This window comes from Mesorhizobium sp. WSM4833 (assembly GCF_055811095.1).
Genome location: NZ_JBVVQG010000010.1, coordinates 152,547 through 163,975 on the forward strand (window position 1 = coordinate 152,547; position 11,429 = coordinate 163,975).

An 11,429-nucleotide genomic window follows, 5' to 3' on the forward strand; every position below is an offset into this window, starting at 1 on the left:
GCAGCCGGCGGGCCGCTTCACTTGATCGGGTGCGGGCTCGCGACGGGCGGTTTGCCCTTCCACAGCGTCCAGCCGAGATTCATGCCGGCGGCGGCGATCAGGATGGCGGTGGCGCCGACGACCTGGCTCAGATGCAGCCGATGGCCGAAGGCGACGACGTCGACCAGGATGGCGACGACGGGATAGATGAACGACAGCGATCCCTGCAGATGCGTCGGCAGCTTCTGGATGGCGCCGTACATCAGTATGTACATCAGGCCGGTGTGGACGATGCCGAGCGTCGCCAGCATGGTCCAGCTCCAGGCATCGGCTGGAAGCCGGGATAGATTGGCGAACGGCGCCAGCATGACGACGCCGACGCAGACCTGGATCAGCGCAATCAGATGCGGTGGCGTGCCCTTGAGCTTCTTGGTGACGATGGCGGCGACGGCCCAGAAGAAGGCCGCGCCCAACGCCATGACGATGCCGGTGAAATAATCCGTGCCGGCCATGCCGGCATTGGGGCCGGCATCGGGAGCCGACTGCACGATCAGCACCATGCCGGCGAAGGCGATGGTCAGCCAGGTCAGCTTGGTCAGGCTCAGCCGCTCGGCGAAGAAGAGCGCGCCGAAGCCGACCAGCATGAAGGGCTGCGTGTTGTAGACGGCGGTGGCGATCGAGATCGACGCGCGCGAGAAAGCGCTGAACAGCAAAAGCCAGTTGAAGACGATGGCGACGCCGCCGAGCGCGGCGATGCCGATGATGCGCAGCGACAGCCTGTTGCGCAGCAACCCCAGCCCGGCGCAGATGATGAGCAGCGTCAGCGCCCCGAAAGCGCAACGCCAAAACACCACATCCATGATCGGCTGGCCGGACAGGACGACGAACCATCCGATCGTTCCCAGGATGGCCATTGCGGCGGACATTTCGACCGTGCCGCGTACTGTCTCGTTCACAACAAACCTCCGTATCGGTTGAGCCGCCATAATCTCATGCGGTCGCGAAGCTTTCCATCAGATTGGAAAGGGTGTATGGCCTATTGGCCTAATTATATTAGGGGAAAGCTCCCAGCTGTCGGGAAAAGGAAAAAGATGCTGGACGATCTCGACCGAAATCTCCTTGAAATCCTGGTCAAGGATGCGCGGACCTCGCTGAAGGAGCTGGCCGCCCAGGTCGGGCTGTCGTCGCCAAGCGTTTCGGAGCGGCTGCGACGACTCGAGGAGCGCGGCGTCATCCGGGCGTTCACCGTCGAGATCGATCCGCTCGCGCTCGGCTATACCTTGCAGGCGATCGTGCGCATCCGGCCTCTGCCGGGGAAGCTGCACATCGTTCAGAAGCTGATCGAGGACATCCCCGAATTCGGCGAATGCGACAAGGTGACGGGCGATGACTGCTTCGTCGCCCGGCTGTTCGTACGCTCGATCGGCGATCTCGACGGGATTCTCGACCGTATCGCCGACAAGGCGGAGACAAGCACCGCCATCATCAAGGCGCAGCCGATCCGGCGGCGGCCGCCACCGCTGGACGCGGCTGCTTCTCGGGATAGGGCAAAGGTCTTGCATGCCTCCTGATCGAGCCGGGTGGAAAGCCGGTGGCCGCTTGGTTAGTGTGCCGACCAAATGAGACCGAGACTGTCATGGCGCAGAACATATACGACCGTGAGGATTTCTTCGCAGGCTACAGCCAACTCGGCCGTTCGGTCGAAGGGCTGGAGGGTGCCGCCGAGTGGCCGGCAATGCGCGCGATGCTGCCCGATGTCGGCGGCTTGAGGGTCGTCGATCTCGGCTGCGGCTTCGGCTGGTTCTGCCGCTGGGCACGCGAGCATGGGGCGGCGCAGGTGCTTGGCCTGGACCTGTCGGAGAAGATGCTTGCCCGAGCAAGGGCCGCCGGCCCGGATGCAGGGATAAGCTATGAGACGGCCGATCTCGATCGGCTCAGCCTGCCGGAAGCCAGCTTCGATCTCGTCTACAGTTCGCTCGCCTTGCACTATGTCGAGGATGTGTCGCGTCTGTTCGGGACCGTGCATCGGGCCCTGGCGCCTGGCGGGCATTTCGTCTTTTCGACGGAACATCCGATCTTCATGGCGCCGACCAAACCCGGCTGGGTGATCGATAGCGAAGGCCGAAAGACGTGGCCTGTCGACCAGTATCTGGTGGAAGGACCGCGCAGCACGGACTGGCTGGCGAAGGGCGTCGTGAAACATCACCGCACGATCGGCACCACGCTCAACGCTCTCCTGCAGGCCGGCTTCACCATCGCGCATGTCGAGGAGTTCCGTCCGACATCAGAGCAGATCGCGGCCAAACCCGAACTGGCGGAAGAGCTCGAGCGGCCGATGTTCCTGCTGGTCTCGGCGCGTCGGTAGGCACAGGCCTGCGTCGGCCCGCATGTGCGGCCGCCACGCTCATATTTGCTGTCGCTCCGCCCGACATTCTGGGCTATTCAAGCGTCGACACGCTTTCCCTCCGGACCAGTCCCCTCCCATGTCAGGCCTGCTTCTCGATCCGTGGTTCTATGCGGCCGCCATTCCGGCGGTCATTCTGGTCGGCCTGTCGAAGGGCGGCTTTGGCGGTGCCGTCGGTTTCGTCGGCGTGCCGCTGATGGCGCTGACCATGCCGCCGGTGCAGGCGGCGGCCATCCTGCTGCCGATCCTGTGCCTGATGGACATCGTCTCGGTGTGGACGTGGTGGGGCGTTTACGACCGCAAGATGCTGGTCGACATGATGCCGGGCGCCGTCATCGGCATCGGCCTTGGCTGGCTGACGGCGGCACTGGTGACCGAAGAGGCGGTGCGGCTGATCGTTGGCGCCGTCGCCATCATCTTCGTCCTGCGCTGGCTCTATCTGCAGTTCCGCCACGGCGCCGATCACGCGGCCGCGCCCAACCGCGTGGCCGCCGCCATCTGGGGCACGGTCGCCGGCTTCACCAGCTTCGTTGCCCATGTCGGCGGTCCGCCCTTCCAGGTCTATGCCTTGCCGATCCGTCTCGATCCGAAAGTTCTGTCGGGCACCGCAGCGATCTTCTTTGCCGCCACCAACGCGCTGAAGCTGGTGCCCTATTTCGCGCTCGGCCAGTTCGACACCGCCAATCTGACGGCATCGGCGGTGCTGATGCCGCTGGCGCCGCTGTCGACCATCGCCGGAGCGTGGCTGGTGCGCCGCATGCGGCCGGAAACGTTCTATCCCTTCACCTACGCAACCGTCGCGGTCGTGGCGCTGAAGCTGCTGTGGGATGGCATTGTCGGCCTGATGTAGAAAGGCCGCCGCGCAGCCGCCCCGTCATTAGGGGTCAGGCGGCGCTTGGCACCAGACGACGGTTGCCGCCAAAAGCCAGTGTCGCGCCGACCATAACGACCAGCACCATGCCGGCAAGGATGCCGATGTCATGCACGGTCGGTTTGAGCACCATGTCCGCAATGATCACCAGCATCACCGCATAGTCGAAACGTGCCGCGCTCATCATGCGCTGGCCGATGGCAAGAACCTCTGGCGTGACGCCCTCCTTGGCGATCATTGCGCCCATGCGCTCCCCGGTCGGCTTGAAGATGAACATGCCGATCGAAAAGGTCGTGGCGTATCCCGCCAGGCCGATCAGGATCCACAAATCGGAGAAGCCGACCCAGAACCAGCACATGATGAGGCCGAAGATCAGCGTCAGCATCGACATCGGCGCAAAGAACCTGCCGCCCAGCTGACCGCTGGCGCGCATTGCCTGCAGCTTTTCCCTCGATGTTGCCCGCGCGCTCGGCAAGCATGCCCAGCAGGAACAGTACGAAGCCACCGCCGACCCACAGAATGGCGGTAGTGACGTGGAGGAATTTGACGATCGAGTACCAGTCCATGGGTTGCTCCTGCAGTGTCCGGTCAGTTTTGCGGGGCGCTGATTTGCGCCGGCCGTCAGAGGAGCGGGCGTTTAGCGTGGCGCCTGTTTCGGAACGATGTCGCGAAAAATCCGGCTCTGTTTCAGCTTGCGGCCAACGCGCGAGGTCGCAGATTGTGAACGCATTATCTGATTTTCTGCTAATGTACGAATCGTCGGGAGGGGGTTGGCGCGACATCGTCTGGATACGCTGCCGATATTAGTGCGCCAATGCCGGGAGCCCGGTGGCGACAACAATCGCCTGACGATCAACCCATTCCCGCAAGCGGGAAAAGGCAATTCGGGGGACCATTATGCAAGGGATAGCACGGAATTTCTTCACGCTGGCCATCATCTATTCGCTGTGCGGCATGGCGCTCGGCCTGTACATGGCGATCAGCCAGGATCACGGCCAGATGCCGACCCACGCCCACACGATGGTGGCCGGATGGCTGATGTCGGCGGTCTTCGCCTTCTTCTACCATTTGTTTCCGGCAATCGGGCAGAAGACGCTCGCCACAGTTCATTTCTGGCTGACGGCGGTCAGCGGCATCGGCCTGCTGATCGGCCTCTATTTCCTGCTTGCCGGCAATGCCGCGATCGAACCGCTGGTGGCGGCCTCCTCAATGGGCTTCTACGCAGCCATGCTGCTGTTCGCCTTCATCGCCTTGCCGGCGGTCTGGAAGACCGCTTGACCGAGCCTGAAGCAGGAGATGCTGTGCTGTTACGGCACAGTATGGCGGCGTTCGGTCAAAAAACATCCGCACCGTTAAGGCTTCATTAAGCTTTACAGGTGTTTACTATGTTCATCCAGTGATCTGGATTCTTACCGAGTGGTTGGAGCCACTTTGTTTGACGCCTCCCTGTTAAACTCCTGAGAGCCGCCTTATCCGCGGCTCTTTTTTTGTCTCGATTTCTCTTTTTTTGTCCGCACCCCAGCGGGGCCGCCCGACAGGGGTGCCGTTAACCTTCTGTTAAACATGTGCTTGCCTTCACCGGTGACGAAGCGCATTTTCAAGCTTCAGTCAGATAGGGTTCCGGGTGTATCGGCAGGGAGCCGAATCGGCCGGTTGCAAGTGCAGGGGCGTATCAATGAACGAGCCTTCGAAGGGCAGTGCGAAAACCGTCAAGCTGGCGGAACGCCGGGTTTTCTCGCAATCCTTCAAGCCGCTTTACCAGGAAGGCATGGGTCTGGTCGAACAGGCCGCCGAATATCTCGACGGCAAGGGCCGGGCCGAGGCGAAGAAGCTGTCGCGGCTGGCCGCCACGCTCTACGCGGCCGAATCGATGCGGCTGACCACCAGGTTGATGCAGGTTGCCTCCTGGCTGCTTCTGCAGCGCGCCGCCAATTCCGGCGAGATGACCCGTGACCAGGTGGCATCGGAAAAGTCCAAGGTGCGCCTCGACACCGCTTCCGCCCATGACGAAGCCGCCGGTTGGGCCGAACTGCCCGAGGATTTCCTCGACCTCGTCACCCGCTCGCTGCGCCTGCAAGCGTTGGTGCGCCGCATGGACGACGAGATCTATGGCTCCGGCGCCATGGTCGACATGCAACCGATGGCTCGCCGCCCCAACCCGGTTTCCGACCAGATCAGCCTGCTCAACACGGCTTTCGCTCGGGGTTAGACCGCGGTCCGCCTTCTGTTTCCGGTTTGTTCACATTTCGCTGGCATCGCTGTCCGCCGGAGGTAGACTCGGCAAATGGCGGAAGCGATTCGCATCATCGGTATCGATCCCGGGCTTCGGCGCACCGGCTGGGGCATCGTCGAAAGCCTCGGCAATTCGCTGCGCTTCATTGCTTCCGGCACTGTGAAATCAGACGATAAGGCCGCGCTGGCAACGCGGCTGTGCCAGCTGCATGACGGGCTTGCCGAAGTCCTGCATGCCGCCATGCCGCACGAAGCGGCGGTCGAACAGACCTTCGTCAACAAGGACGCGGTGGCAACGCTGAAGCTCGGTCAGGCACGCGGCATCGCCATGCTGGTGCCGGCGCGTGCCGGCCTCGTCGTTGCCGAATATGCGCCTAACGCAGTCAAGAAAGCGGTGATCGGCGTCGGGCATGGCGACAAGAAGCAGATCCACATGATGGTGAAGGTGCTGTTGCCGAAAGCCGTCTTCGATACCGAACATGCCGCCGACGCATTGGCTATCGCCATCTGCCACGCGCATCACCGGCAAAGCGTGGCCTACCGGATGGCGCTCGCTGGTTAGCGATGTTCTTGACTTGTTCGCCGGGTTGGAATAATCCTTACTTGTAAGAAAGGGGTGTTTCATGCGTGTGACGAGCAAAGGTCAAGTGACAATCCCACGGGATCTGCGGGAGACATTTGGGATTGGCGCCAACAGCGAAGTCATCTTCGGCATCGAGGGCGGCAAGATCACGATCACGCCGAAGCATGACAAGGGGCGGTTGGCCGACCGCGAAAGACTCGATCGTTTTCTTGCTGCGCTCGATCGGCTTGAGGGCAGCGGCGATCAGACAATGAATGCCGATGCCGTCATGGCTTTGACCCGGGATCGCTAATCTTGGCGACGCTTGTCGACACCAACGTGCTTGTCGATATCGCCGTTCGCGATCCCGTCTGGTCAAAGTGGTCGTGGTCCAAAATGGTGTCTGCCCTCGAGCAAGGCAGCCTGGTCATCAATCAGATTATCTACGCCGAGTTTTCGATGCGCTATGAGGCGATAGACGATGTCGATGATGCCTTGCCTGAAGACGAGTTCCGGCGCGAAAGTCTCCCGTTCGAGGCGGCCTTTGCTGCGTCGAGAGCGTTCTCGGTCTATCGGCGGTTGGGCGGACCTCGAGAGAAGGTGATGCCCGACTTCTTGATTGGGGCTCACGCTGCCATCCGAGGCTATCCCATTCTTACTCGCGATCCCGCAGGTTTCAGAAAGTACTTTCCAGATGTCGAGCTCATCACGCCCGATACTCATCCCTAACGGGGATTGCGTCCAATGATCGGCAAGCTCAAGGGCACGCTGGACGAGGTCGACGAGGATCATTGCCTCGTCGATATCCATGGCGTCGGCTACGTCGCCTATTGTTCAGCGCGCACGCTGGCGGCGCTGCCTTCGCCCGGCGAAGCGGTGGTGCTGTTCATCGAGACCTATGTCCGCGAGGACATGCTGCGGCTCTACGGCTTCCAGTCAGTGCTGGAACGCGAGTGGTTCCGGCTGCTGATGAACAATGTTCCCGGCGTCGGCGCCAAGGTGGCGCTGGCCATCCTGTCGACGCTGGCGCCGGCCGACCTCGCCAATGCGATTGCGCTGCGCGACATCGCCATGGTTTCTCGCGCACCCGGCGTTGGCAAGAAGGTGGCCGAGCGCATCGTCACCGAACTGAAGAACAAGGCGCCGGCCTATGCCGGAACCGCTTCGGGCACCATCGGCCTGAAACAGGAGCTCGGCGACGGCGTGGCATCCGCGCCGATCACCGACGCGGTCTCGGCGCTGGTCAATCTCGGCTATTCGCGCGACACGGCCGCCAATGCGGTGGCGGCGGCGCTGAAGACGGCGGGCGAGGATGCCGATGCGCCGAAGCTGATTCGCTTCGGGCTGAAGGAACTTGCGCGGTGAGCCGCCGCTTGTTCAGCCCCTTGCCGTGTGCAAGGAAGGCGGCATGAGCCTGTCGCCCCGCTTGATTGCACCGGAAAAACGCGGCGAGGATGCCGAGCAGACCTTGCGGCCGCAGACGCTCGACGATTTCGTCGGCCAGGCGGCGGCGCGGGCCAATCTCAAAGTGTTCATCGAGGCCGCCAAGAGCCGCAGCGAGGCGCTCGACCATGTGCTGTTCGTCGGGCCGCCTGGTCTCGGCAAGACGACGCTGGCGCAGATCATGGCGCGCGAGCTCGGCGTCAATTTCCGCTCGACCTCCGGCCCGGTCATCGCCAAGGCCGGCGATCTTGCCGCGCTGCTGACCAATCTCGAGGAAGGCGACGTGCTGTTCATCGACGAGATCCATCGGCTGAGCCCGGCGGTGGAGGAGATCCTTTATCCGGCGATGGAGGATTTTCAGCTCGACCTGATCATCGGCGAAGGCCCGGCGGCGCGCTCGGTCAAGATCGACCTCGCCCGCTTCACCCTCGTCGCCGCCACCACGCGGCTTGGCCTGCTCACCAATCCGTTGCGCGACCGTTTCGGCATTCCGGTACGGCTCAATTTCTACACGGTCGAGGAGCTGGAGCAGATCGTGCGGCGTGGCGCGCGTATCCTGCAAATGCCGCTCGGCAACGACGGCGCGCTGGAGATCGCGCGGCGCGCGCGGGGCACGCCACGCATCGCCGGCCGGTTGTTGCGCCGTGTGCGCGATTTCGCCTCGGTGGCCGGCGATGGCCATGTCGACCGCAAGATCGCCGACGAAGCGTTGACCCGGCTGGAAGTCGACGCGCTCGGCCTCGACGCGCTCGACCGCCGGTACCTCAGCATGATCGCGCGCAATTTCGGCGGCGGGCCGGTCGGCATCGAGACGATCGCCGCCGGCCTGTCAGAGCCGCGCGATGCCATCGAGGACATCATCGAGCCTTATCTGATCCAGCAGGGTTTCATCCAGCGCACGCCGCGCGGCCGGATGCTGACGGCCAATGCCTGGCGGCATCTCGGCCTCGACGCGCCGAAGGATCTGGCGCAGCAGCAGATCAACCTGTTCCAGGAAGAATAGCGCTCCGGGCGATCAGACGCAGGTTCCGGGCCGACAAAGTATCTGTGAGCGGCCTGCGCAAAATATCCTCGGCTTCGTCGGTTTGCCGGCGCATTCGTCGGCTCTGGTGACGGTGCCATCGCCGGGGCAATCTCGCTCCGATGGTTTGCCGGAGCCATGCAATGATCACCAGACGCGGATTCCTGCGCTTCATCGGCGGGTCGATTCTGTCGGTTGCCGCGCTCAGCGCCTATGCGGCCGGCATAGAGCCGATGCTGCTGACGCATGTGAAACGCTATGCGCTAACGCCGCCGCATTGGCCTGATGGCCTGAAGCTGCGCATCGTCGCGCTTGCCGATATCCATGCCTGCCGGCCATGGATGACGCCGGAGCGGATCGCCTCACTTGTCGAAGACGCGAATGCCCTGCAGCCGGACGTCATCGTCCTGCTCGGCGATTATATCGCCGGCATGCCCTTGGTGACCGGCACGGTGACGCCGTCGCAATGGGCCTCCGCCCTCTCAAACCTCAGGGCACCGCTCGGCGTGCTCTCGATTCTCGGCAACCATGACTGGTGGGCAGATGGCTTCGCGCAGCGCGCCGGGGCCGGCCCGACAGTAGCGCGCAAGGCCCTGGAGAAAGTCGGCATTCCGGTGCTGGAGAACGATGTCGTGCGCCTGGAAAAGGATGGGCATGGTGTGTGGATTGCCGGGCTCGCCGACCAGCTCGCTCTGCTGCCGATCAGCGACCGCGCCGGCTTCACGGGGCTGGACGATCTCGACGGCACGCTGGCCAAGGTCAGCGACACCTCGCCCATCATCCTGCTTGCGCACGAGCCGGATATTTTTCCGAAAGTGCCGTGGCGCGTCTCGCTGACCCTGTCCGGCCACACCCATGGCGGACAAATTCGGCTGTTCGGCTATTCGCCGGTCGTGCCATCGCGTTTCGGCAACCGCTACGCCTATGGCCACGTCGTCGAGAACGATCGCAATCTGATCGTCTCCGGCGGGCTCGGTTTCAGCATATTGCCGGTGCGTTTCGGGATGCGGCCGGAAATCCTGTCGATCGACCTTGGCTAAATCCAGATCGCCTCAGTGAAGCGATTTGATCGCGTCCATCACATCCGGCTCGGCCTTGTCGCCGTTGAAGGCATCGACGATGCCGAAGGCGCCGCCATAGCTCCACACCGACCATGAGAAGCCATGTGCTTCGGCACGCGCGATCATGTCCCTGATATAGGCGGCCCGATACCCAGCGGGCATCACATAGGAATTGCCGTATTCCTGGCGGATCATGCCGAACTCGCCCAGCGTGATGTTTCCAGGCTTGACGCCGTTGGCCCTCGCCCACGCCTCGACCTTTTCGAACGGCGCATCCATCAAGCCGAGCAGTCTGTCGGGGCTGTCCATGCTGGCAACTTGTTCATCGAGATAGGCAAGCAGGCCGCTTTGCCGTGTCCAAGGCGCCTCGGCCTTGATCCTGGCGCGGATGGTGTCGAGCGTCACGTCGAGCTGCGCCTTGGGCACCGCACTCAACGGATAGGGCAGGCCGGTCACGTAAGGGATGAAGTCTCCGGCCCAGGTTGCGCCCTGATGGGTGAGCAGAAACGGATCGTAGGAATGGAAGGTCCAGATGACGTTGTCGTCCGGAATCGTCTTCGGGTCGATCTTTTCCAACGAACTCGCGGCGGAATAGCAGGCGCCGGTCAGCACCAGGGTCAGTTTCGTAGCCGAGGATCGCGCCGCCGCGAACAGTTTGCGCTGGCGGTCCGGCCACAGGCTCGTGCCGTCGCTGTCGCAGTCCACGATCGGTTCGTTCATGGGCTCGAAGGCGACCTGGGCGGGATCTTCGCTGGCCAGCGTGCGGGCCATCTTGCGGACCATCTCGACATAGGCGTCGAAGGTCCGTGGGTCGCCCATCACTTCAGCCATTCCGATCTTGCGGCTGCCGCCGGCCGGGATCAGGTGCATGTCGACGATCACCTTGAGTCCGGCGCGGTTGATCATGCGCACCGAGTCCAGCACGCTGGCATAGAGATCGTCACGCAAGGCCACGGTCTGGTCGGACAGAAAGGGCGATGGATCGACCGGCATGCGCAGGAAATCGAAGCCGGCATCCTTCAACGCCTTGAGGTCGTCCTCCCCAAGGAATTTCCGCCACTCCGGATAGGGCAGGATGGCCTTGGCGTGGCCCCACTGGTCCTCGCCGGGCCAGGTGACCCACTGGTCGAGATTGAGGCCGCGCTTCATCGAGAATGTCGCGGTCTGGCCAGGCAGCGCCAAAGCCACCAACACGAACAGCGCCGCCGTCAAACTCTTGATCATCGCCGTCAACAGTGCCATCCGATGTTATGTTCCGCGGGAAACTGGTGCCTCGCTGGGACTAAAAAAGGAAGCGCAATGGGCGATCATGGTGAATCGGCGACGCTGCTGGCCGGGCTTTCCGGTGCGCTGACGGCGTTCGGCCACCGGCTGATGGCGCGAGTCTACTATGCCGACACCGATTTCTCCGGCGTCGTCTACCATGCACGCTATCTCGAATTCTTCGAACGCGGCCGCTCCGACTATCTCAGGCTCACCGGCGTGCATCACACAGAGCTTGCCGACGGCAAGCATGGCGAAAGAATAGTCTGGGTGGTGCGCCGCATGGAGATCGATTTTCGCGGCCCGGCCCGCATCGACGACATCCTGACCGTCGACACCCGCACCGAGGAGATTTCCGGCGCGCGCATCTTCATGGCGCAACAGCTCAAGCGCGGCGACGAGGTGCTGGTCGAGGCCAAGGTCGAGGCTGCGATCATCGGCGAGAATGGCCGCCCAAGGCGCTTTCCCAAGGAATGGGTGGCGGCATTCATGCCCCGGATGGGATGATATTCAGGTGATGCCGGCCTGCAAACGGTGATTCCCTGCGCTTCCGGTGCTCGGGTACTTCAAGTACCCTCCGCTCCGGTTCTCGG

The 11,429-nt window shown here is 62.9% G+C and carries 15 protein-coding genes; 12 read left to right on the forward strand and 3 right to left on the reverse strand.

The window, feature by feature from the left end; translation table 11 throughout:
* Nucleotides 1–17 precede the first annotated feature (17 nt).
* Nucleotides 18–935, reverse strand: a complete 918-nt coding sequence (locus tag AC0L2D_RS21455) for a DMT family transporter (RefSeq protein ID WP_013529130.1) — start codon at nt 933–935, stop codon at nt 18–20.
* A 135-nt stretch (nt 936–1,070) separates the two neighbouring features.
* Between AC0L2D_RS21455 and AC0L2D_RS21460 the strand changes: the two genes are divergently transcribed.
* The 3 genes from AC0L2D_RS21460 (at nt 1,071) to AC0L2D_RS21470 (ending at nt 3,233) form a co-directional block, all read left to right on the forward strand.
* The gene (locus AC0L2D_RS21460; protein ID WP_013529131.1) at nt 1,071–1,550 is read left to right on the forward strand and encodes an Lrp/AsnC family transcriptional regulator; all 480 of its coding nucleotides are present in this window, start codon (nt 1,071–1,073) and stop codon (nt 1,548–1,550) included.
* A gap of 65 nt (nt 1,551–1,615) precedes the next feature.
* Nucleotides 1,616–2,344 (forward strand): class I SAM-dependent methyltransferase, encoded by a 729-nt coding sequence (locus tag AC0L2D_RS21465; RefSeq protein ID WP_024502917.1) that lies wholly within the window; start codon nt 1,616–1,618, stop codon nt 2,342–2,344.
* Between the two features lie 118 nt (nt 2,345–2,462).
* Nucleotides 2,463–3,233: a sulfite exporter TauE/SafE family protein gene (locus tag AC0L2D_RS21470; RefSeq protein ID WP_064995914.1), complete on the forward strand. Its 771-nt coding sequence runs from the start codon at nt 2,463–2,465 to the stop codon at nt 3,231–3,233.
* Nucleotides 3,234–3,267: 34 nt separating this feature from the next.
* Here the strand turns inward: AC0L2D_RS21470 and AC0L2D_RS21475 are convergent, their stop codons facing one another.
* On the reverse strand, nt 3,268–3,687 hold the full coding sequence (locus tag AC0L2D_RS21475; RefSeq protein ID WP_473542303.1) for a DUF2269 family protein: 420 nt from the start codon (nt 3,685–3,687) through the stop codon (nt 3,268–3,270).
* Nucleotides 3,688–4,151: 464 nt separating this feature from the next.
* Here AC0L2D_RS21475 and AC0L2D_RS21480 point away from each other — a divergent pair, with 464 nt between their 5' ends.
* From AC0L2D_RS21480 to AC0L2D_RS21515, 8 genes are all read left to right on the forward strand, one after another.
* Nucleotides 4,152–4,532 (forward strand): hypothetical protein, encoded by a 381-nt coding sequence (locus AC0L2D_RS21480; RefSeq protein WP_013529135.1) that lies wholly within the window; start codon nt 4,152–4,154, stop codon nt 4,530–4,532.
* Between the two features lie 397 nt (nt 4,533–4,929).
* Nucleotides 4,930–5,463 carry a protease adaptor protein RcdA gene (rcdA, locus tag AC0L2D_RS21485; RefSeq protein WP_013529136.1) on the forward strand — a complete coding sequence of 178 codons (534 nt, stop codon included), beginning with the start codon at nt 4,930–4,932 and terminating at the stop codon, nt 5,461–5,463.
* Between the two features lie 75 nt (nt 5,464–5,538).
* Nucleotides 5,539–6,048 (forward strand): crossover junction endodeoxyribonuclease RuvC, encoded by a 510-nt coding sequence (gene ruvC, locus AC0L2D_RS21490; protein WP_013529137.1) that lies wholly within the window; start codon nt 5,539–5,541, stop codon nt 6,046–6,048.
* Nucleotides 6,049–6,109: 61 nt separating this feature from the next.
* A complete protein-coding gene (locus AC0L2D_RS21495; RefSeq protein ID WP_013529138.1) occupies nt 6,110–6,361 on the forward strand; it encodes an AbrB/MazE/SpoVT family DNA-binding domain-containing protein in 252 nt (83 codons plus the stop codon).
* A 2-nt stretch (nt 6,362–6,363) separates the two neighbouring features.
* Nucleotides 6,364–6,777, forward strand: coding sequence for a type II toxin-antitoxin system VapC family toxin (locus AC0L2D_RS21500; protein ID WP_013529139.1), 414 nt, complete (start codon nt 6,364–6,366; stop codon nt 6,775–6,777).
* Nucleotides 6,778–6,792: 15 nt separating this feature from the next.
* The gene (gene ruvA / locus AC0L2D_RS21505) at nt 6,793–7,413 is read left to right on the forward strand and encodes a Holliday junction branch migration protein RuvA (protein ID WP_013529140.1); all 621 of its coding nucleotides are present in this window, start codon (nt 6,793–6,795) and stop codon (nt 7,411–7,413) included.
* 43 nt (nt 7,414–7,456) lie between these two features.
* Nucleotides 7,457–8,494 carry a Holliday junction branch migration DNA helicase RuvB gene (ruvB, locus tag AC0L2D_RS21510; RefSeq protein WP_013529141.1) on the forward strand — a complete coding sequence of 346 codons (1,038 nt, stop codon included), beginning with the start codon at nt 7,457–7,459 and terminating at the stop codon, nt 8,492–8,494.
* Nucleotides 8,495–8,655: 161 nt separating this feature from the next.
* On the forward strand, nt 8,656–9,552 hold the full coding sequence (locus AC0L2D_RS21515; protein WP_473542307.1) for a metallophosphoesterase: 897 nt from the start codon (nt 8,656–8,658) through the stop codon (nt 9,550–9,552).
* A 12-nt stretch (nt 9,553–9,564) separates the two neighbouring features.
* Here the strand turns inward: AC0L2D_RS21515 and AC0L2D_RS21520 are convergent, their stop codons facing one another.
* Nucleotides 9,565–10,815: a glycoside hydrolase family 5 protein gene (locus tag AC0L2D_RS21520; RefSeq protein ID WP_473542309.1), complete on the reverse strand. Its 1,251-nt coding sequence runs from the start codon at nt 10,813–10,815 to the stop codon at nt 9,565–9,567.
* 57 nt (nt 10,816–10,872) lie between these two features.
* On the opposite strand from AC0L2D_RS21520, the gene ybgC reads away from it, so the two are divergent.
* A complete protein-coding gene (gene ybgC, locus AC0L2D_RS21525) occupies nt 10,873–11,343 on the forward strand; it encodes a tol-pal system-associated acyl-CoA thioesterase (protein ID WP_013529144.1) in 471 nt (156 codons plus the stop codon).
* Nucleotides 11,344–11,429: the final 86 nt, after the last annotated feature.

What these genes read in the sequence shown, in the direction of transcription:
- AC0L2D_RS21460 (WP_013529131.1), top strand. Translation starts at nt 1,071, where the DNA reads ATGCTGGACGATCTCGACCGAAATCTCCTTGAAATCCTGGTCAAGGAT.
- AC0L2D_RS21465 (WP_024502917.1), top strand. Translation starts at nt 1,616, where the DNA reads ATGGCGCAGAACATATACGACCGTGAGGATTTCTTCGCAGGCTACAGC.
- AC0L2D_RS21470 (WP_064995914.1), top strand. Translation starts at nt 2,463, where the DNA reads ATGTCAGGCCTGCTTCTCGATCCGTGGTTCTATGCGGCCGCCATTCCG.
- AC0L2D_RS21475 (WP_473542303.1), bottom strand. Translation starts at nt 3,687, where the DNA reads ATGCGCGCCAGCGGTCAGCTGGGCGGCAGGTTCTTTGCGCCGATGTCG.
- AC0L2D_RS21480 (WP_013529135.1), top strand. Translation starts at nt 4,152, where the DNA reads ATGCAAGGGATAGCACGGAATTTCTTCACGCTGGCCATCATCTATTCG.
- rcdA (WP_013529136.1), top strand. Translation starts at nt 4,930, where the DNA reads ATGAACGAGCCTTCGAAGGGCAGTGCGAAAACCGTCAAGCTGGCGGAA.
- ruvC (WP_013529137.1), top strand. Translation starts at nt 5,539, where the DNA reads ATGGCGGAAGCGATTCGCATCATCGGTATCGATCCCGGGCTTCGGCGC.
- AC0L2D_RS21495 (WP_013529138.1), top strand. Translation starts at nt 6,110, where the DNA reads ATGCGTGTGACGAGCAAAGGTCAAGTGACAATCCCACGGGATCTGCGG.
- ruvA (WP_013529140.1), top strand. Translation starts at nt 6,793, where the DNA reads ATGATCGGCAAGCTCAAGGGCACGCTGGACGAGGTCGACGAGGATCAT.
- ruvB (WP_013529141.1), top strand. Translation starts at nt 7,457, where the DNA reads ATGAGCCTGTCGCCCCGCTTGATTGCACCGGAAAAACGCGGCGAGGAT.
- AC0L2D_RS21515 (WP_473542307.1), top strand. Translation starts at nt 8,656, where the DNA reads ATGATCACCAGACGCGGATTCCTGCGCTTCATCGGCGGGTCGATTCTG.
- AC0L2D_RS21520 (WP_473542309.1), bottom strand. Translation starts at nt 10,815, where the DNA reads ATGGCACTGTTGACGGCGATGATCAAGAGTTTGACGGCGGCGCTGTTC.
- ybgC (WP_013529144.1), top strand. Translation starts at nt 10,873, where the DNA reads ATGGGCGATCATGGTGAATCGGCGACGCTGCTGGCCGGGCTTTCCGGT.